Origin of the sequence: Bradyrhizobium sp. Bra64 (assembly GCF_024519875.1) — a bacterium.
GTDB classification, from domain to species: Bacteria; Pseudomonadota; Alphaproteobacteria; order Rhizobiales; family Xanthobacteraceae; genus Bradyrhizobium; species Bradyrhizobium japonicum_G.
In genome coordinates this window covers 1,448,019-1,467,848 of the sequence record NZ_JALJRD010000001.1, presented here as the reverse complement: position 1 = coordinate 1,467,848, position 19,830 = coordinate 1,448,019, and the positions used below count along the sequence as shown (strand labels likewise).

Annotated in this window: 15 protein-coding genes; 6 read left to right on the top strand and 9 right to left on the bottom strand. The window is 59.6% G+C overall.

What is annotated here, in order from left to right; genetic code table 11:
- Positions 1-193 precede the first annotated feature (193 nt).
- Entirely contained in the window at positions 194-1,270 is a 1,077-nt protein-coding gene (locus NR187_RS07020) for a glycosyltransferase family 2 protein (protein WP_249129139.1), read from the top strand.
- A 219-nt stretch (positions 1,271-1,489) separates the two neighbouring features.
- The gene (locus tag NR187_RS07015; RefSeq protein ID WP_211384682.1) at positions 1,490-2,776 is read left to right on the top strand and encodes a lipopolysaccharide biosynthesis protein; all 1,287 of its coding nucleotides are present in this window, start codon (positions 1,490-1,492) and stop codon (positions 2,774-2,776) included.
- 36 nt (positions 2,777-2,812) lie between these two features.
- Here the strand turns inward: NR187_RS07015 and NR187_RS07010 are convergent, their stop codons facing one another.
- The 3 genes from NR187_RS07010 to NR187_RS07000 form a co-directional block, all read right to left on the bottom strand.
- The gene (locus tag NR187_RS07010; RefSeq protein WP_211384681.1) at positions 2,813-3,538 is read right to left on the bottom strand and encodes an FkbM family methyltransferase; all 726 of its coding nucleotides are present in this window, start codon (positions 3,536-3,538) and stop codon (positions 2,813-2,815) included.
- Between the two features lie 73 nt (positions 3,539-3,611).
- On the bottom strand, positions 3,612-4,535 hold the full coding sequence (locus NR187_RS07005; RefSeq protein ID WP_211384680.1) for a glycosyltransferase family 2 protein: 924 nt from the start codon (positions 4,533-4,535) through the stop codon (positions 3,612-3,614).
- A gap of 70 nt (positions 4,536-4,605) precedes the next feature.
- On the bottom strand, positions 4,606-6,273 hold the full coding sequence (locus NR187_RS07000; RefSeq protein WP_211384679.1) for a hypothetical protein: 1,668 nt from the start codon (positions 6,271-6,273) through the stop codon (positions 4,606-4,608).
- Between the two features lie 89 nt (positions 6,274-6,362).
- Between NR187_RS07000 and NR187_RS06995 the strand changes: the two genes are divergently transcribed.
- From NR187_RS06995 to NR187_RS06980, 4 genes are all read left to right on the top strand, one after another.
- Positions 6,363-7,592 carry an O-antigen ligase family protein gene (locus tag NR187_RS06995; protein ID WP_211384678.1) on the top strand — a complete coding sequence of 410 codons (1,230 nt, stop codon included), beginning with the start codon at positions 6,363-6,365 and terminating at the stop codon, positions 7,590-7,592.
- A gap of 29 nt (positions 7,593-7,621) precedes the next feature.
- On the top strand, positions 7,622-8,635 hold the full coding sequence (locus NR187_RS06990) for a hypothetical protein (protein WP_211384677.1): 1,014 nt from the start codon (positions 7,622-7,624) through the stop codon (positions 8,633-8,635).
- Positions 8,632-9,777, top strand: a complete 1,146-nt coding sequence (locus tag NR187_RS06985) for an acyltransferase (RefSeq protein WP_256806117.1) — start codon at positions 8,632-8,634, stop codon at positions 9,775-9,777. Before NR187_RS06990 ends, NR187_RS06985 begins: the two co-directional genes overlap by 4 nt.
- 1,224 nt (positions 9,778-11,001) lie before the next feature.
- Entirely contained in the window at positions 11,002-12,429 is a 1,428-nt protein-coding gene (locus NR187_RS06980; RefSeq protein WP_211384675.1) for an undecaprenyl-phosphate glucose phosphotransferase, read from the top strand.
- Positions 12,430-12,843: 414 nt separating this feature from the next.
- Here the strand turns inward: NR187_RS06980 and NR187_RS06975 are convergent, their stop codons facing one another.
- Genes NR187_RS06975 through NR187_RS06950 form a run of 6 tightly spaced genes read right to left on the bottom strand, consistent with a single transcriptional unit; the run spans position 12,844 to position 19,729 of the window.
- Positions 12,844-13,812: an ABC transporter ATP-binding protein gene (locus tag NR187_RS06975; protein WP_211384674.1), complete on the bottom strand. Its 969-nt coding sequence runs from the start codon at positions 13,810-13,812 to the stop codon at positions 12,844-12,846.
- A gap of 14 nt (positions 13,813-13,826) precedes the next feature.
- On the bottom strand, positions 13,827-14,807 hold the full coding sequence (locus NR187_RS06970) for an ABC transporter ATP-binding protein (protein ID WP_256806116.1): 981 nt from the start codon (positions 14,805-14,807) through the stop codon (positions 13,827-13,829).
- Between the two features lie 12 nt (positions 14,808-14,819).
- Positions 14,820-16,232 carry an amidase gene (locus NR187_RS06965; RefSeq protein WP_256806115.1) on the bottom strand — a complete coding sequence of 471 codons (1,413 nt, stop codon included), beginning with the start codon at positions 16,230-16,232 and terminating at the stop codon, positions 14,820-14,822.
- A gap of 30 nt (positions 16,233-16,262) precedes the next feature.
- Positions 16,263-17,171, bottom strand: coding sequence for an ABC transporter permease (locus tag NR187_RS06960; RefSeq protein WP_256806114.1), 909 nt, complete (start codon positions 17,169-17,171; stop codon positions 16,263-16,265).
- The gene (locus NR187_RS06955; protein ID WP_211384670.1) at positions 17,164-18,117 is read right to left on the bottom strand and encodes an ABC transporter permease; all 954 of its coding nucleotides are present in this window, start codon (positions 18,115-18,117) and stop codon (positions 17,164-17,166) included. The genes NR187_RS06960 and NR187_RS06955 overlap by 8 nt, the downstream gene beginning before the upstream one ends.
- Positions 18,118-18,148: 31 nt before the next feature.
- Positions 18,149-19,729 carry an ABC transporter substrate-binding protein gene (locus NR187_RS06950; RefSeq protein WP_256806113.1) on the bottom strand — a complete coding sequence of 527 codons (1,581 nt, stop codon included), beginning with the start codon at positions 19,727-19,729 and terminating at the stop codon, positions 18,149-18,151.
- Positions 19,730-19,830: the final 101 nt, after the last annotated feature.

Here is a 19,830-nt window from a genome sequence, read left to right as displayed (position 1 = left end):
GTCGCAGTCTAGATGATGCCGGGCGCGCCCAGAATGATGCCGTTCGCCGTCCATGACGCCCTTGTGCGATTTCACACGTGGAAGGAGCCGGCCGTGCATTCCAGGAAGTTCACTTTCGATCGGGAACCAAACAATACCGGACCGAGCGTCTCATGGCGATTGTCGCGACGACAGGTCTGACAATCGAAATTCCATGACACATTCGGCAAATATCACGGAGTGTCCGCCCTCGAATATTGCGAATGCAATCGCGAGTCGTATGCCTCCGGCCACGACAAGCCATCCCTATGTGACGATTGCAATTCCCACGTATAACCGTGCCGCCCTATTGAAGGGATGCGTCGCGTCGGCCCTGGCGCAGACCTACCCCCATTTCGAGGTCCTCGTTTCGAACAATGCTTCGCCAGATGATACCGCACAGACCTTGAACGACTTTAGCGACCCACGATTACGCGTCATCACCCAGGAAACGAACATCGGCCTGCTCCCGAATTGGAATGCATGTCTCGCGAATGCTCGAGGCGAATACATCATCCTCGTCTCCGATGACGACAGAATAATGCCGTCGCTGCTCGAGCGATGCGTTGCCCTCATCGACCAACACCCGCAACTTCCAATCGTCATTACCCTAAGCAATCTACATGCGGCCTCGCTCGGCCAGACGCGCCCTCCACGCGTCAGTCGGACTCTCGATACAGGCATTCGGGACGGCACCACGATTCTGAATGCGTTCCTGACCGACCAGATCACCGTTAACGTATGCGGCGTGGTGATGCGCACTGCCCTCCTGCGCGAGCGCGGCGGCATCCCGCTGGATCTGCCGCACACGGCCGACGTCGCTGCCTGGGCGCCGCTGCTACTTCTCGGCAAAGCAGGTCTCATCAACGAGGCCTGTGCGACCTACACCTATCACGAGGATTCTGAGACGGCTCGATTGGGGGTGGAGCAGCTTCTGCACGACGCACGCAAGGTAGCCGATTTGATCGCGCAGACTGCCGAATCCAGTGTCCAGGACACACAGCTGCGCAAAACCGTCCAGCTCCAGGCCAGGCGCTGCTTTGCGCGTCGGGGACTGATCACGCTGACAGATTTTCGTAAAGGCGGTGCGAGCATAGTGGAGATGTCGAGCGTGGCTTGGCAATTTCGCCGGGATCTTCATGGCGTCAGCCTGCAAGCCGTCCTTCGTTTCGTTGCTGTCGCCCTTTGTCCGCCGTTTCTCGCCGCCCGCTTGCGTCGCCTGAGGCGCAGCACACCGGAACAACTCGCTTGACGGTAACCGCACGGATTGTGGTCCGTTTCCCGACCCACGAGTCTGACAGCAAGCACTGTCGGCCACATTTGTCGGCTTAAACCGTTATTGATGCCTCTCAAATTCGGCCGGTTCTCGCACCCATAGGCTCCCCCGGGAGTCATTGGTTTTCCGATCGAGCGGACCGGACGCGAGATGAATGCGATGGTGATCTGTTATGCCTGATTCATTGCCTGCATCATGAGCACACCAGCCTTGAACGACTCTCCCAGCCGCCTCCTCGTCGATCTAATGGTCATGGCCATGCGGGCGAGCGTCATGGGCTGCAAATTCGGCCTCACCCTGTTCATTGCTCGCTATCTTGATCTGTCGTCGCTGGGTCTCTATGGCCTCGCCGCCGGCGCGATCGCAGCCGTTCCGATCGTGGTCAATCTCGGTATGAACCACCTGCTGATGCGCGACGCCGTAACGGCCTCCACCAGCGAAATGATCGACAGCATGCGCCACTATTGGTGCTTCGTGGTCTTAGCGTACGCGGTTCTTCTGACGATCACGACGCTGGTCACCGTCCTCTTCGGCACTCCGCCTCTCTGGATCCTCATCGTCGCCGTGATCATGTTCGAGCATGTTGGCAACGACATTTTCTACCTCCTTTCCAGCCTGCAGCGGCACGTCTGGGCGAACGCCATCGGTTTCATCCGCGGCGCGGCCTGGATCCTCTTCTATGTTCCGCTCGCCATTTGGGACACCAGCTTCAGATCGCTTCCGTATCTGTTCGGCTTCTGGTTGGTGGGAGGCGTTGCCTCAGTGGGGCTGTTCGCTTTCCTGAGCCGGTCATGGCCATGGCTGGCATCCTTCTTCCGGCCGTTCAGGCGTTCAGTGATCACCGACGCGATCCGAAAGTCCTTCCTCATGCTGTTGAGCGACCTCGGCTTTATTACGAGCCAGTATATCGACCGTTACCTGATCACACTGTTCCTGGGGTTGAAAGTCGCCGGCATCTACTTCCTTTTCTGGACGGTCGGCAGTTCCGCAACCACCTTCCTGGCTCTGGTCCTTCAACAAAAGCAGCGCCCATCGCTGATCAGCGCATATCGGACCAGCGGCCCCTCGGCGCACCGTCAGCTGGCCTGGCGCTTCCTGCGGACAACCGCGCTCGCGACCGCTGCGCTCAGCACGGCGGTCGGATTTGCCTTCCAGGTCCTTCTGCCATGGGTCGCTCAGCCCGCGCTCGTCGTCCAGTGGTCGGCATTCTGGTTGATCGTCGCTGGACTGGCTGTTCGCTATATGGCCGATTTCGGCGTCTTGGCCTTGTTTACAGCGCATCTTGACCGCCTGACGACGGTCACGAACCTGACCTCGGTAGGAGTTCTAGTGATAGCGCAATTGGCGCTGTTGCCGCTCGCCGGACTCCATGGCGCCGGAGTGGCGATCCTGTTGACGTCGCTCATCATGGCACTATGGCGCTACTGGTTGCTGTTCGGCTTCCCGATCTCGAGCGCCTATTCCCGCCGAGTGGGCGCCTAATCGCAGATTCAGAACGATCTCAGGAATGTTCGGCAATTAATCGTAGCTGAGACCATCGGCGTAATCAGTCCGCCTAAATAGGCAATCTACCTCGAGCAGCGACGCTGGATCCCGGGAGTAGTAGGTCACCGGACGCAGCTGGCTCAGCGTAAAGCCAGCCTCACGCATGAAGCGGAGTGCTTCATCGAACTTCCAGGTATCCTCATAAAGATGGATCAGCGGCAATTCGAGTTGGACGCCAACCAGGCGATGAAGCGAGTTTGCCCCCCCGCGCAGGACGCTTTGCTCAAATCCCTGCGTATCAACCTTCAGGAAAACACGCTCGCCGACGAACTCCTCAAATATCGAATCGAGCGTGGCGATCCGGACCTTGTCGACGCGAACCACCTGGGATTCGTAGATGCTGTTCCGACCGATCTCTGTCTGGCTGACGATCGAGCTCATCGCCGTGTTCTTGCTCACATTGATCTGGATGATACCGTTGATATCGCCCAGCGCCAAATTTCGGCACTCCCATTTCTGATCGGCCTCGCACCCTTTCTCGAGTCTCTTGAACACATCAACCACAGGCTCGAAGGAGACGATCCTCCCTGCATAACCTTGGGATTTGAGATCGTGTACGAACTGGCCCTCGTTCGCTCCGACGTCCAGAACAAGGTTTACGGAACGGGATCGGAGGAACTCCGCCAAATTCGGATGATGACGGCGAATTTCGTATCCTGCTGACCTCACGAACGATTTCAGTCGGTCTTTCACCACCATATTTCTCTGCTCCTGTCAGTTTTCGTCCAGCTCGGTTCGGCCGTTGATATCGCGCGCAAGTGGGACAGACGGCTCACCGCCTGCCGAGTTGGCTTCGACGCCATCTCAGGAGCGGTGACACAATTGCTCTCCCTACCTGGGTCCGCCGCAGACCGACCTTCACCAGGTCCAAGGCCGGCGACGGAAGTGGCGGCATGAGGTCATCGCGCATGAAGAACATTCCATCGCCCCGATCAACGTCACATTCAGCGGCCTCTCTCACGCGATCGCGCCAGGAGGCCAGCTCATGAAAGGGCATTGGACCCTTTTCCATCCAGTCAGGCTGCAAGCCCTTCGCAAGCGCTCGGTTCGCCTCGTGCTTGAACAGCCCCGGCTGCTGTTGACGTATCGCCAGTCGCTTGGATATCTGCGCCGGCGAGCGATATGGGAAATGCTTTAAACGTATCCGCGATGGAGATGTCCGTCCGCGATTATGTGGCCAGATCAATCCGCCCCAATGGAGATCGCCTCGATGGCGAACGAAGCGCGGTTCGCTCCAGTTGTTCTGATAGTACCTGAGCCGCTCTTGCACGGAGCGGGCGAGCCATTCAGCCGGGTTCTCTTCGTAGTTCTTCAGATCGGCGTCCGTGAAATAGAAATTCATAGTCGCCGAAAGAACGAAGCCATAGCTTTGGGGCACGTTCCCAAGGAACTGCGCCGGATCATCGATAAAGAACTCGTCAGAATCGAGCCTGCACCACCAGTCCCCCGGCGACGCTACGTGCCGTCTCGTTTCAAATATTTCCCCGCGTAGCTCATCGGTGAACCTCCGATCGTCGTGGCCAACAAGCTCGATCTTGGGATAGCAATTCGCCAAGTCTTGAAGCGTCTCCCAGGTTCCATCGACACTTCCATTGTCAAAAACGAAGATCCGATCGCTCCATTCGAGAGCCGCTTTCAACGTCTCGCCGACAATGTCGTTCTCGTCTCGAACGCAACAAATGCTGAATATCTTCATGTCGAGGATTACCCTTGGTACCGGTGACGGCCACCGACCCGTCACATGGCACTCTCATGGCACATTGTATTCACCCCTTCAGTGGAGGCACTCTGGGTGATCGCGCGCCAATCCCGGCGCCGTTTTCCTCGTAGTCAGCCCATCCGACGGGATGAAGCCCCCTCATCCCGTCCCCTCTTGGAACGGCCATCAACAAGTTCTTTATCGGATCGTGATCCTCAACGGCGGTAGCCGGGTTTGACGCCGGATACCTGGTGCTCTTGGCAAGCTCGGGACCGAAGATACCGCCTAAGCCAAGCAGAATTCCGCCAGCGACTGCCAATGCGACAAGCTGCGAGACTTGCGGAAACACCGGCGCCGTTGGCGTTATCGCCTTCTGCACCACTCTAAGACTGGAGAGCTGGCTCTTCTTGGCCACTTCGGAGCTTATCTGCTCTTCGACAATACGAGTTGCATACTGTGCGGCGGCCGATGACGCGGTCGTGAGAACTCGTTTCAATCTGCCGTATTCTGCTTCCTTTGCGGAAAGCGACGCCAGCTCTTTGTTTACCTTCTCGAGCTCAGTACCGAGCTGATTCAGGAGCTCCGTCTGCCCATTCAGTTCGGCATTCAGCTTCATCAGCGTTGCCATGTTGTCCTGGTAGACCTTGATCAGAAGCAACGGCGGCTGCTCCTCAAACTGCTCCGGCGGCTTCGCGACCGGGTCAAGACCCCTACGGCCATCCTGCCCTCCGAGCGTGGCTACCATCCGACTGATGGCCTTGTTCTGCGCAACTGGCCGCAATACGGCCAATTGTTCGGCGACCGACTGTTTCTGCCCCTTCTTGTCCTCGATCGCTCCTCGCGTCGTGGCGATCAGCGCAGACAGATCACTGGCACGTTTGAGAAGCAGCTGCCGCTGGTCGTCGACGGCATAGATCGAGGCCTCGACGGAGAAGCGCTTCAGTTCTGCAGCTGCTATCTCGGCCTCCTCCTCCAGCCGCTTCGTTTGTTGCTGGAAGAACTCCTGTGCACCTGGCATTTGCACGTCGAGGCTTTGCACGGTGACCAACGCGTTCGCGAGTTCGTTCAGATAGCTCGCGGCGATCACCGGATCCTTGTGACGGAACGTTATCCTCAATAGATCGGAGCGCCCCTCCTGTTTCGCGTTGACGCGGTCTCGCAAGCTTAGAATGCCCGCTTGGTTACGCTCTATGTCCTCTTCCGTCTCGTCAACCGGCTTCGCCTGCGCCTTCGGTTCTGCAGGTTCCTTGGCAAACACGTCTCGAAGATCAATCTCCCTTCCCCATGCCATAAATCTGGCCAGGAGCGTCGGGTTTGAGTCGGACGATAGTCTCTCGTAACCGACGTTCTTCGCCGCCTCCAGGATGACCAGATCGATCTTGGCGATGCGCGACAGTGATTCCATTCGGCTTTGTAGGTCAACGCCCTCCCCGAACGGCGTAGTCGCCGCGTTACTGGAAGATCGTTCCTTGATTCCCTGCCCGGCGCGAAGCAAGACGTACGCTTCGTAGCGCTCTCCAACCGCAGCGTAGTAAAGAAAGGCCGCGCCGGACGTCAGCAACAGGCACAGATATATGACCCATTGCCGACGCCATAACAGACCGAACGCGCTGGCTAATACACTGCTCGTGCCACGTTCCACTGTCGACTCCAATTCTTCTGACAGCTTAAGCTCCACCGAAGCGGACGGGCGGGAATTGACGATCGTCAACTCGGACTTGGCGATTCCCGACATGTTGATCCGACAGGTCGGTCCCGGATAGCGCGCTCCCGTTCGGAGGGACGACGCGGAACCGAAAGGTCAGAAGCGCGGAGTACCCAGTTGTGAACGATCTAGCTCTGGGAAGAGAGGGTACACCGCACCTCGCCTCCGGTTCGACGACCATGCAGGGCCGCTTCTTCGTGGTGACCTGCTTTGGCCTCGTGTTCCTGAACTGCCTGACCTTTCTCTATCATTTCACCGGCTCGACGGTATTCAACGTCCTGAGCAATTCGACAAGCCTGCTTCTGATCCTGTGGTCTGCGCGCCATGTGCTGATCGCGGACGAGAGAAGCTACTTTTACAATGCCCTGTTGACTCTCGCTTGCATCTTCACGGGCGCGAGCTACCTGGTGAACTTTGGCGCTTTCGAGCTGTCCGATGGGTTGAAGCTTGTCTCAATCTACTCATTCTACGTAGCGGGCCGCGGCATGGCCCAACGGATCCAGCCGGCCGAAAAGCGTTGCATCTATGTGCTTGCGGCATTGCCGCTGCTGTTCAAGGTGATCGGCCACACTCACGTCTATACCGGCATCGAATATCCTGACGTGTTCTCCTACTTTCCGAACACAAACACGGCAGCGCTGTACTTCTCGGCCCTGTTCTTTGCCTTGTCCCCCTGGTTCGGAAACAAGGTCCTGGTCGCACAGTTCATAAACGCTGCCATCATGAACCGTGTTGGCCCAGCCCTGGCGACCATCGTCTCCATCGGCCTTTGGTCTTTTTTCCCATTGCGACCACAGGTCTTCGTCGCGCTCATCTTGTTGGCATGCGCCAGCGTTGCGGCCTACGCCGTCGGCGCGCTGGATCGACTGATAACCGGGTTGAACGCAATCGCGCTGATCTGGAGCCTCGATCCGAGCACCGTCGCCCGAATGTCGACGAAGCAGTTGATCGATTTGACCGGAACGACGGACATGTCTGCGTTCTTCCGCGTCACACACTGGACGAACATATGGCAGATATATTCGTCGCTCGGAATCGGCGGAATATTGTTCGGATATGGCGCAAGTCAGACCGGTGTCCTTACTGTCCTGCCGCTGCCGCCGCACAATGACTACCTGCGCGTATTGGCAGAGTATGGGCTGCTGAATTTTCTGGTCTTCGCCATCTTCGTCTTCACCATCGTTTTTTCGCTGAAGGATCGGGCGGCGAAGACCATGTACACGGTGCTCCTCATCTACTTTCTATCCGAGAACCTCATCGACAATTTCACATCGATGACGTTGTTCTTTTGCTACGCGGGCCGGTTTACGTCGCCGAAATGGCTTGCACACAGCCCGTCCGGCGCATGAGCAAGGAAGTGTCGTTGATGGACTTCTCAATGTCCGATCTCATCAAACAGAACACTCCTGGGAGTAGCGAAGGCTTTCCTGCAGGCGTGCCCCCGAGCTACAATTGGTACCAGGGATGGAATGATGGCGGGCTTTGGTCGCCGCCCGCGGATTTCACTGCGGTCGAAGGCTGGGGACAAGTCTATCCGAAGGTGGGGTCACCGCCGTATTCAAATCCGGACGCGGCCGTTGAGGTCGCCAACGCCAGGACTTACGTTCGCTTCAAGCACACTGGTGAATGGACGTTGGTGCAAGACCAGTCGAAAACGCAACTGACTGGAGGGCATTTCGTCCCGGACTTCGTTGGCAACGTTGCCATCCCGATGAAAGCCACCCCCGTGGCCGGCACGACGATCGCTTTTGGCGCGCCTCCGGCCGGCTACAACAATCATTTTTGGTACAAGGCGCGCGGAACCTACCCGGCTGGCGCTGCGGATGCCGTCTATGTCCAGATGGAGATGAGGGTTACCGATCCGAACCTGCATCTCGTGGCCATGGTCGGCGCCGACTGGTGGCGCGACGCGCGAGCGCCCTATCTCGAAGACCACAGCAACAATCCAGGCGTCGGCGGCAGCAACTGGATCGAACTTTCGACCCAGTGGAAGACGATCGGTTTCTATTCCATGAGCGCTGACGGCTTTCGCGCGAGCCCAGCTCCGCCGCTGCGCGGATTGGTAAAGGAGATATTGCCCGCGTCCCCCTCGAGACCAACCCGAAGCGGCGAGATTCTCATCCAAGGCAAATCGGCTGCTCTCGGGGCCCGTTCCAGCCAGTGGAGCAATTCTGCGGACAACGACAGAGATAGATCCTCTCCGTCGGCAGACGGACGGCAGCAGCTTATTGAGGCCGGTTCACGCCCCATCCCTGCCGATTCAACCGCAACCGCGCAAGCCTTCTCAAACGACTGCCTTCTGGCCTTTGCTCTGACGCTGGGAACACTGGCCAAAGTCAGCCGTAACAACCCGCCGGGTCGCCAACGAACAAGCCGGAACGCGGCGACATGACGGTCAAAGCGTGGACAATTCCAGTTCTTCGTGTTGCGTCCGGCGAGATGCTGCATCTGGATTTGCTTCGATTCGTCGCCTCTATCGGCATCGTAGTTCGACATTCTTTCGAGTTCTTCTTTCCGGCGGCCATTCGGCCTACGCTACCGAGCGGCCTTGCCCTATTCGTTGACCTTTTTTTCGTGATCTCCGGATTTGTTATTGCGCATGTCTATCAAGGAAAAGTCGAGACGCTCTCCGATTATGGATCATTTCTCCAGCGACGTGTCGGCCGGCTCATGCCGCTGCACTGGTTGACGCTGGCGGCTTCCATCATTGTCTGGTCTGTATTCGTCGTGCTCGGCAAGGCGGGAAATCACCAACCGTCTTTCGAAGCGACATGCATCGCGGAAACCGCCCTTCTCCTCAATGCGATGTTGACCTGCGGCAATGGAATTTCGTTCAGCAGTGTATCCTGGTCGATTGGCGCCGAGATGGCAATGTATCTGATGTTTCCGCTCTTCGCTTGGGCGGCAGTCAGATCAAGGCTTGGGCTTCTGGTGGCGTCCTTCCTTGTTCTTGTCGTCATGATCGCCATCGATCTCACTCAGAATTCCATCGACCGCTCGTGGGTCGACGTGTGGCCGCCCTTCAGGGCGCTTCCTTCCTTCATGATTGGCATTTGCCTTTTTTGCTTTCGACACAAACTTCAGATCATTCCTGCGCCGAGGCGAGCTTTGCTATTGTCAATGGCGCTATTGCTGATCTCGATGATGACCTATACCCATCATCTCATCTCGCTGGGACTCGTCTATGTCGTCGCGATCACCGCGATGGCGGCCGATCAGGGGACTGCGCCACCCTTGGTGAAGCGCCTCGCCCCTCTCGGCCAGCTCACCTATTCAATCTACATGTGGCATCCCCTGGTAATTCTGATTGTCATGAATGCGATCGCCGACAAGCTCTTTCACGCGTCGCCCGGACTGATGGTCGCGTTCTGCATAGTCTCCTGGTTGATCATATTCGCTGTCTCCTATTTCTCCTACTTTGTGATTGAAACGCCGGCTCGGCGCTATATCGACGGTCTCGGTCGAGCGAATAAGCGTAGCGTCGCAGACGTCGTTGCATCCGAGAACGAAGGGTTACGACGTCAAACAGGCTAACCGTGCAACACGCGGTTGAACGGTCCCAAATCGCAGATCCATTCTTGACGATTGTCAAGTTGGCCGAGCGCCCGGTGTCTACGATATAAGAAGACGTTTAACTGGTTATGGGTCGGTCTATGTCTGACACTTACCATTTTATCCCATCCTGCTCGCCGCGCGCTGCTATTACACGTATGATTTGCATCCTCGAGCGATCTGCCTCGGGTTGGCTCCTGCCACTCGGCCTCATTGGAATTCTGGCCGCCTCCACGGAGAGTGCCGATGCGGCGAGTGGAAGACCGGATGCCGTCACCTCTGTGAGTCTCGCTTCGCGCGTCATCGAGCAGAACAGCGTTGGGTATAGCCAGGCATATCCTGCCGGTGCCCCCAAGACATCCTCCTGGTGCAACGGCGCCTCCAAGCCCGAGAACGGCGAACCTCCCGCCGAATTCACTGCCGTCACAGGAATGGCATCGGTATTTCCAAAGTTTGGGGCGAACACATCGAACAAGGACGGCAAGGTCCTGGTCGCCAACGGAAAGACATATGTACGCCTTCGCAGCACGAAGGAATGGATCCTAGTGCAGGATCAGACAGAGAACGAGATCGTTGGAGCCCATTTTGACGCAATGGTTCCCAAGAGCCCTGCTGTCCAGATGAAGATTGAAGTTCAGACGAATGGAGGCACCCTTGTTGACGGTCCCCCTCCCGGCCGCAACGACCTGATGTGGCTCGTGAGACGCGGCGGTTTCGCCGCCGGAGCTGTCGATTCTGTCTACGTCCAGATAGACATGAAGACGACGGACCCCGAGATGAGAGTGGTTGCCAACGTTGGGGCCGACTGGTGGCGTTCTCCTGACTCGCCGCACAGCGGCGCCAACAATCGAGGGGCCGGCAACAGCAACTGGGTCGAGCTCTCCCCAGATTGGTCCACACTATACTTCTTTTCGGGCAGCACCGCGCAGTTTGTCGCAGACCCGCCTCCACCCCTGGCCGAGTCTCCGCTTCCTGCTACAGCCGCCGGCATGCAGCGCACTGCATCTGGACCCTCGCCTTGTCTGCGGACCTTGGCGCCACGGTCGGCCCCCTAAACGCAGTTGATACCCGCGATCTCCGTCGTCGAAACGTCGCGAGGAGCTACATCGATATCATCGGGTCTGCAGTCTCTCGATGCAGGGTTTTGAATATGCCCTTGCTTTCGTCAGTGCATTGCCGCGTACAGTCTTTAGAACGAGGCCTTTCATGTCATTAGCCACATATGGTTCGAAGTCCTCGACGAGACGCGGCGTCTCACTGCAAACACCGTTTCAATTTGGCATTATGACAGGCGACTTCCTGCTCATTCTGCTCAGCTATGCCGCCGCCAACCTAATTCACCGCAAATTCATGGCAACACTGGCTGAGCGAGAACTTTCGGTCGGCGTCGCGTTGCTTGTGGCGACAGCGTTCGTCGCGATCGCCTTTTTCAGAGGCTGCTACGACCGCCACAATCTAGTCAATACAAGCTGGCAATTGCGTATGGCTTCATCCGTGTGGGTTCTGTCACTCGCGATTCTCGCATTTTCTGCTTTCCTGCTTAGATCGACTGCCGAGCTGTCCCGCATCACCATCGTTCTGTTTGCAGCGGCCGGCCTTGTCGGTCTGGGCGCGCATCGCGCGATCTGGCGCCTCGCCTTGAACTCTTCTTTCGCGCGAAGACATTCCGTCAAACGAAGCGTCGTACTGATTAGCGGCGAGCCGCTCGACTTTACCTCAAGCCGCTTCAAGGACTTGCGCAAGAACGGCTTTCAGGTGGTACGTCACTTCGTTCTGGACGCTGTGCTAAAGGCTGACGACGCGGCAATGGAGCGCGAGCTGACGACCATCATTCGAAGTTCGCGCGCAGCAGGCGTCGACGAATTTCTTCTTGCCTTCAACTGGAACGACCTGCCGTTGTTTCAACGCCTCAGCCAATGCCTGCGCCAGGTGCCAAATCCCGTCCGCCTGCTGCCGGATTTTGAAATCGCCGACCTTGTATCGCGGCCATTCGCACCCATTGGCGGATCAGTCGCGATCGAAATCCAGCGAGCGCCTCTTTCGGTCAGCGAGCGAGCCCTGAAACGCAGCGTCGATATTGGTCTTGCATCGTTCGGGTTGTTGTTCCTTGCGCCTTTGCTTGTTGTGACGGCGCTCCTGGTCAAGCTCGAGTCCTCAGGTAGCGTCATATTTCGTCAAACGCGCCGCGGCTTCAACGGCAAGTTGTTTGACATCTGGAAGTTCCGCACCATGACGGTTTCGGAGAATGGTTCCGAGATCAAGCAGGCAAGTAAGGAGGATGCGCGGGTTACCAGAGTTGGGCGCATTTTGCGGAAGACCAGCATCGACGAATTGCCTCAATTATGGAACGTGCTGCGCGGGGAAATGTCGTTGGTTGGCCCACGGCCGCATGCTCTCGCACATGACAAATATTACGACCAGACGATTGGCAATTATGCCTGTCGCCGTCACGTCAAACCCGGCCTCACCGGTTGGGCTCAGGTGAACGGCTTGCGCGGCGAGACTCCTACCATCGACCTGATGAAGAAACGCGTTGAGTACGATGTCTGGTACGTCGCCAATTGGAGCATTTGGTTGGACATTCGCATCATGATCCGGACCGTGATAGCGCTCTCGGGTCAGGACGTTTACTGAACCATTCTTATCGTGGGCTCGCGACGCGGATCGCGCCATCTCCGGCATCGATCTACTCGAATTGCTGGTAGGAAAGGAAGGACGGAAGCGCTCCCGCGCAGAAATCCTGTGGTGCTCGATTTATCGATATTTGCGGTCGCGCAACTCAGACGGTCCGAGTTGAGTGCCGCGATTACAATTGCCATAGTCCGCCGGAAGCCCTAGCAGAAGCACCCGCAGCTCTCTCGTTGATTTTCGCCGCGAGACACGCTGCCAATCGGTGCACCCTTTGCTGGGTTTCAGCACGAACGATTTACGAATTTCACCACTCGTCGTACGGCGACATCAAGGAGATAGGCGGAAGCCTGGGGTTCGTGTGGCGATGCAAGCGCTTCGCCCCTAGGTGGCGGTACTCAAGCACAGTGATAGGGCCGGTCATGCGAAATGGCAGGCAACGAGATGATCTGCCACTCCAACCGCCTTCAGCTGCGGCTCTCTTTCCGCGCAAATCGGCTGTGCCAGTGGACAGCGCGTCCGAAAGCGGCAACCGGAAGGAGGCTGGATCGGATTTGGAATGTCCCCCCGCAATACGACGATCTGTCGCTGGCGGCCCGGAATCGGCTCTGGCACCGCCGACACCAGCGCCTGAGTATAGGGATGAAGCGGCGCGCGGCAGAGCCGCTCGGTAGATGTGAGCTCAACAAGCTTGCCAAGATACATCACCGCGATCCGATCGCTGACATAGCTGACCGCCGCGAGATTGTGCGAGATGAAAACGTAAGTCAGGTGCAGCTCGCGCTTTAGTTCCACCATCAGGTTCAGCACCTGTGATTGGATCGAGACGTCGAGTGCGGAAACGGGCTCGTCGGCAACCACAAGTCTCGGTCGAAGTACGAGCGCCCTTGCAATCCCGACACGCTGACGCTGGCCACCTGACAGCTCGTGAGGATAGCGCTGCGCAGCTTCCCGCCGCAGCCCCACCCTGTCCAGCATTTCTGCAATGAGCCTGTCACGCATGGGACGCTCCATGCTCTGGGCAGCATCGAGGCCCTCCCCAATGATGTCGTGGATCTTCATGCGGGGGTCGAGCGATCCTCTCGGATCCTGAAAGATGAACTGCATCTGGCGGCGCGAACGTCGCAATTCAGATCCCTTCAGATCGGCGATCGGTGTGCCATCGAACGACAATTCGCCAGCGCTCGGCTTCATCAGGCCGACTAAAATCTGTCCGAGCGTGGATTTTCCGCTACCGGATTCGCCGACCAGACCGAGTGTCTCTCCAGAGCTGACGCTGAGATCTACACCGTCAACGGCCCGCGCTTGGACCACATTGCGTCCCAATAGCCCACTGCGAATCGGAAAATACTTCTTGACGCCACGAGCATTCAACAACGGCTCATGCATAGCTCGCTTCCCCACTATTCGCTGCTCGGTGCATTGCCGCGCAACCAACAGGCTGCATATCCCGCGCGGGTTGCGACTAATTCCGGCGCTTCACGATGGCAATGGTCGGACGCGTAATCGCAACGCGCCGCGAACCGACAGCCCACCGGCCAGTGGAGCGCGCTCGGAACCATGCCGGGAATCACGTTGAGCGGCTCGGCCTGTGTCATTCCCAACAGTGGGACCGACCTCAGCAATGCCTCGGTATAGGGGTGCTGGGGAGCACAGAAGACGGCGTCGACGGAGCCTCGCTCCACCACCTCGCCTGCATACATCACCGCGACATCATCGCACATCTCTGCGACGACGCCGAGATCGTGGGTGATCAGGATCACCGCCATAGCCAGCTTGTCGCGCAACTGCCTGAGCAATTCGAGAATCTGCGCCTGAATGGTGACGTCGAGCGCAGTCGTCGGTTCGTCGGCGATCAGGAGCTTGGGCTCGCAAGCGAGCGCCATCGCGATCATGACACGCTGCCGCATGCCACCGGACAGCTCATGCGGAAAGGCGTCGATGCGGCGCTCGGGCGAGGGAATTCCCACGAGCTCCAGCAATTCGATCGCACGCTCGCGAGCATCCCGCACGCTCACTCGACGATGCAACCTGATGGCTTCGATGATCTGGTTGCCGACCGTATAGACCGGGTTCAGCGAAGTCATCGGCTCCTGAAACACCATCGACATCCGATTGCCGCGAACGTCCTCGAGCTCCCGTTCCGAAATCGCTGCAAGGTCCTTGCCTTCGAAATAGATATGACTACCAGGCAGGACGCGACCCGGCCGCTCGATCAAACGCATGATCGAAAGCGCGGTAACGCTCTTGCCACTGCCGGATTCACCGACGATGCCAAGCGTGCTGCCCTCGCGAACCTCGAGATTGATTCCGTCGACGGCCTTCATCACGCCGGATCGCGTGTCGAAATACGTTCGGAGATTTTCAACGCGCAGCAGCGACATGATTATGCTCCGCTAAACCGCGGCCCTTCGTCCGGCCCACGGCCAAGCGAGCTCGAAGGCACGCGCCGCGCGCAGCACCAGCGCCTCCTGATTTGGCGGCGCGATCACCTGCAGGCCGATCGGCATTCCATCGACGAAACCGCAGGGAATTGTCACGGACGTGAAGCCGGCGAAATTGACAGCCAGTGTATAGGCGACCAGCGCCGGGATGCGCTGGGCGGGACCGACGGATTCAATCACCGGCGCGGTGAAGCCGAGCGTCGGCGAGAGCACGAGATCACAGCTGCGGAAGCCGGCCTCGAACGAGCGGATGAAGGCGGCGCGCCGGAGCACCGCGCGCGAATAATCGGCGCCGCTCACGCCCTTGGCCCAGGCAAATCGCTCGCGCGCATACTGGGTCAGCTTGCGCCGTGCCAGCGGGTCGGCATAGAGCGACTCGCCGAGCGAGGCGTAACGATCGACGAAGTCGAGCACCCGCCAGGCTTCGTCCACCCCCTGCGTGTCGAACGTCACGGCATCATCGACAATGTTGGCACCGAGCGAGCCGAGGCCAAACGCAGCTTTCTTGATCGCGGTGATCACGGCGGCATCGACCTGACCCGAAATGCTCTGATCCTCCCACCATCCGAGCCGCAGTCCCGCGATGCCGTCATCGAGCCCGGAAAGATAGTCGGGCGGCTCATCCAGCCGGCACAGGGAATCGTCGACGGACGGCTGCGCCAGTAGCTGCAGCAACGTGGCCGCATCGCGCACGTCGCGGCTGATCGGGCCTGCGCTACAAAGGAACATGGTGGATCCGAGCGAGCCGTGCTGTGGTACCCTGCCGTTGCTCGGCAACACGCCGAGCACCCCGCACATCGCCGAGGGCAACCGAATGGATCCACCCGAATCGCTCCCTAGCGCCAGCGGGCCGAAGCCGGCAGCGACACTTGCCGCCGCCCCTCCGCTTGAGCCCCCAGACGTGCGTCGGGGATCCCAGGGATTGACGCATTCCGGCGCGACGCGGCCGGTTGTGCGCCAGAACGTCCCAAATTCAGGCGTGGCAGTCTTTCCGATGATCACGCCATCGGCCGCCTTCACGCGCGCGACGTGTAGCGAATCCTCCTCCGGCACATGGTCGGCATAGATCCGAGATCCGCTGGTGGTACGGATGCTCTTGGTCAAGAACTGATCCTTGATCGACACCGGCACACCCGCCAGCGCACCGACGGGCTCGCCGCGATCGATCCGCCGATCGATCGCCCTGGCCTGGGCCAGCGCCACTTCCCCCGACACCGTGAAGAAGGAGTGGAGACGTCGATCGAGCTTCTCGATCCTTTCGATGAAATGACAGGCGACCTCGGTCGCCGACAGGCGCCGTGTGACGATGGCTTCGCGGATCTGCCAAGCCGGCATCCAGTGAAGATCGGAGGGCCGATCGCGCATTGCATCAGTCTTCAATTTTTCGAGCATCGATCAACCTCTTGGATCCAGAGCATCGCGCAAGCCATCGCCCATGAGCGTGAAGCCGACGACGACGAACACGATGGCAAGCCCCGGACTAAGGGCGAGCCATGGCGCGAGCGCCATCACCGAGGTGGATTCGGCGATCATGCCGCCCCAGGTCGGATCGGGCGGCTGCACGCCGAGCCCGAGAAACGACAGCGAGGCCTCGGTCAGGATCGCGATCGTCACCGTCAGTGACGCCTCGACGATCAGGGGCGCCGCGATGTTCGGCAGAACGTGCCGCCACAGGGTTCGCGCGCGCGATACGCCGAGCCCGATGGAAGCGGTGATGTAGTCCCGCTCCCGCACCGACAGCGTCGAGGCGCGCGCAACACGGGCGAAGCGTGGCATGAACAACAGGCCCATGGTGAACACGAGATTGGGCAGGTTCGGCCCGAGTGCGGCCACCAGCGCAATGGCCAGCAAAAGAGCGGGAAAGGCCTGCAGGATGTCGAGCACGCGCATCAGGCAGGCATCCAGCGGCCCGCTGGAGTATCCGGCAAGGAGGCCGATCATGGTGCCTGATACGAACGCCAGCGCAGCGCTCAGGCAGGCCGCCGCGAGCGAGATGCGCGCTGCGTAAAGGATCCGCGTCAGGACGTCCCGTCCGAGTTGATCCGTACCCAGCAGATATTGACTTGACGGCGGCGAGAGCGATGCGTCGGCGATCTCCAGGGGATCGTGCGACGTCAGCCAGGGTGCGGTGAGCGCGAGCCCGATCGACAGCAGGACGATCGCGGCACCGATCAGGAGCGGCAGATTCAGGCGAAGCCGGAAACGCCAGGAAGCCAGATCGGATTCGTCGGCGATCGTCGGCCGGTTCAGCTGCACACCGGGTTGGTCCGGCACGTCGATCACGGTCGGATGCGCATCAGCCATGCTGCTGAATCCTCGGATCGAGTAAATAATAGCTGAGGTCGACCATGATATTGATCAGGACCACGAGCGTGGTGATCACCAGCACCGTGGCCTGAACCTGAGTATAGTCGCGCTGATAGATCGCGTTGAGCATCAACTGTCCGATACCGGGCAGGCCGAACACCTGTTCGACCACGACCGCGCCCGCGATGAGGTGAGCCGCGGTGACACCGACCGCGGTCACCACCGGCAACAGGGCATTGCGAAGACCATGCCGAATCAGCACGCGGAGACGACCGGCACCCTTGGCGCGCGCCGTCGCCATGTAAGGCTCCGCCAGCACCTCCAGCATGGCGACGCGCGTGTAGCGCATGATCGTCGTGGCGGACGCCAGCGACAGCACGAAAGCCGGCAGCAGCAAGGTCTGAAGTCCGCCGAGCGGATCGTGATGGAGGTCGACGGCGCCCAGCGTCTTGAACGATGGCAGATAGATCGAAAGCAGCAACACCGCGGCCACGCCGACGAAGAATGGCGGCGTCGACAGGCCGAGCAGAGCAACGCCGCGAATGGCGAGATCGGGCCAGCGGCCGCGGGTCGTCGCCGCGACGACGCCTCCTGGCAATCCGATCATGATCGCTAGAATCAGAGACAGGGCGGTCAGGACCAGCGTCACCGGAAGGTGCGAGGCGATCTGCGGGCCGACCGGCAGCCCCATCACCAACGAGTTGCCGAAATCGCCGCGCAGCGTGCCGGTCAGCCAGATGCCGTATTGGACCGGCAGCGGCTGATCGAGATGCAGCGCGTGGCGGATGTTCTGGGCCGCTTCCGAGTCGAGCGCCACCGTGGGGCCCGCCAGCACGCTGACGATATCGCCGGGGATCAAATGGATGATGGCGAAGCTCATCAGCGACACGCCGAATAGCACCGGCACGGTGAGAACGATGCGGCCCGCGGCATATCTGAGCATCGACACCTCCATTCAAGTCCTGCGCTTGCGCCTATTGCAACCAGGACTGCCGAAGATAGACACGCAGCGTCGACGGCAAGGCGCGGTAGCCCTGCAGCTTCGTCGACCACATCTCCCATCGCAGCGCGGCGGCACAGGGCGTGATGACGTAAGCCATCTCGGCGACGCGCTGCTGGACCGCGCGATAGTGGCTGACACGCTCGGCCTGGTCGTAGCTCTGGCGAGCCTTGGCGAGCAGATCGTCCAGCACGGGATCGGCCGTCTTGCCCGGGTTGACCGTGGAATGAGAGTCCAGCCGGATCGAGATGTTGGTGTCGGGATCGGGTCCCCAAACCAGGCCGGCCATCGAGATCGGAGATTCCGTCGATTGGAAATCGGTGACGAGATTACTCCATTCCTTCTGCAGGATCTTGATCCTGATGCCGACACGGCCAACCATCTGCTGAATGATCTGGGCAATCTGAACGTCGCCATAGTTGGCCGGCGAGACGGCAAAAATCGTCTCGAAGCCGCCGGCATAGCCGGCCTCTGCCATCAGCGCCTTGGCCGCGGCCACGTCTTCCCTGGCATAGGGCAAGCCGGGCACCTCGCCGCTCGGGACCGCGAAAGGCGCTTGCATCGGCGGCAGCGCGGCCGTGAGGCCAGCCCGGCCGCGCCAAACCACCTTGACGATCAGCTCACGGTTCAGCGCGAGACTGAAGGCGCGGCGAACGCGAACGTCGTTGAAGGGTGGCTTGCGCTGATCGAATTCGAGCAGCATCAGCCGCGAATAGGCTTCAGGCTCGGGCGCCACGATATCTGTGACATCGCGCATCTGCGCAGCCGAATCGGGGCGGCTCAGCCAGGTCAGCTGAACGCTGCCCGCCCGCAACGCCGCCATGCGACTGCCTTCGTCGGGAATGATGCGGAAGTCGAGGCCGTCGAGATAAGGCAATCCGGGCTCGTAATAGTCCGCGTTGCGCTTCAGCCGCACCAGCGAGTTCGGCCGGAAATCCTCCAGCATGAATGGCCCCGTGCCGACGCCGCCCGTGACGAGGTCACCGCGGCGCTTCACATCCTCGCGGCTGACAATCGCGGTATATCTGACCGTGGCGAGATAGTTGAGGAATGGGGAGAACGGATGGGCGAGACGAAACACCACGGTCCGCGGATCCGGCGTCTCGATTTCGCGGATCACCGAGAAGATCGAGGCCCACGGCGAGCGGGTCGCGGGATCGACCATGCGCTGGAACGTGAACTTGACGTCGTCGCTGGTGAGCACATCGCCATTGTGGAATTTAACGCCGTCGCGCAGATGGAAGACGAATGTCTGGGGATCCGGATTCTCCCACGCAACCGCGAGGTCCGGTTCGACACGGCTCACAGTCGCATCCCACCTGAGCAGGCAGGTAAAGATATGCTCGGCGATGTTCGTGGTCGAAAACGCCGCCGTCTTGTGCGGGTCGAGCCCGATCGGATTCTCGTCCTGACCGATCGTCAGCACGCCGCCTCGCTTCGGCGTGGGCCCCTCGCCCTCCGCCGCCATCGACGGCGCCCCTACGCCGTATCCGAGAGCAACCAGCCCCGTCGCGGTGGAGCCGAGGAATTGCCTTCGCGTGAAGTCGCCCCTCATGTCTCTCTCCACCAGTCGATCGAGTTTTGCCGCCGTAACGACCTGGAGCATGGTCGGTTCTGATTGAATCAGAGCCGACGCTCCGGATCCCTGTTTTGATG

Bases quoted from the DNA above. Each gene is read 5' to 3' on its own strand.
- NR187_RS06980 (WP_211384675.1), top strand. From the start codon at position 11,002: ATGTCATTAGCCACATATGGTTCGAAGTCCTCGACGAGACGCGGCGTC.
- NR187_RS07015 (WP_211384682.1), top strand. From the start codon at position 1,490: ATGAGCACACCAGCCTTGAACGACTCTCCCAGCCGCCTCCTCGTCGAT.
- NR187_RS06985 (WP_256806117.1), top strand. From the start codon at position 8,632: ATGACGGTCAAAGCGTGGACAATTCCAGTTCTTCGTGTTGCGTCCGGC.
- NR187_RS07000 (WP_211384679.1), bottom strand. From the start codon at position 6,273: ATGTCGGGAATCGCCAAGTCCGAGTTGACGATCGTCAATTCCCGCCCG.
- NR187_RS06950 (WP_256806113.1), bottom strand. From the start codon at position 19,729: ATGAGGGGCGACTTCACGCGAAGGCAATTCCTCGGCTCCACCGCGACG.
- NR187_RS07020 (WP_249129139.1), top strand. From the start codon at position 194: ATGACACATTCGGCAAATATCACGGAGTGTCCGCCCTCGAATATTGCG.
- NR187_RS06955 (WP_211384670.1), bottom strand. From the start codon at position 18,117: ATGCTCAGATATGCCGCGGGCCGCATCGTTCTCACCGTGCCGGTGCTA.
- NR187_RS07010 (WP_211384681.1), bottom strand. From the start codon at position 3,538: ATGGTGGTGAAAGACCGACTGAAATCGTTCGTGAGGTCAGCAGGATAC.
- NR187_RS06990 (WP_211384677.1), top strand. From the start codon at position 7,622: ATGTCCGATCTCATCAAACAGAACACTCCTGGGAGTAGCGAAGGCTTT.
- NR187_RS06975 (WP_211384674.1), bottom strand. From the start codon at position 13,812: ATGCATGAGCCGTTGTTGAATGCTCGTGGCGTCAAGAAGTATTTTCCG.
- NR187_RS06965 (WP_256806115.1), bottom strand. From the start codon at position 16,232: ATGCGCGATCGGCCCTCCGATCTTCACTGGATGCCGGCTTGGCAGATC.
- NR187_RS07005 (WP_211384680.1), bottom strand. From the start codon at position 4,535: ATGAAGATATTCAGCATTTGTTGCGTTCGAGACGAGAACGACATTGTC.
- NR187_RS06960 (WP_256806114.1), bottom strand. From the start codon at position 17,171: ATGGCTGATGCGCATCCGACCGTGATCGACGTGCCGGACCAACCCGGT.
- NR187_RS06970 (WP_256806116.1), bottom strand. From the start codon at position 14,807: ATGTCGCTGCTGCGCGTTGAAAATCTCCGAACGTATTTCGACACGCGA.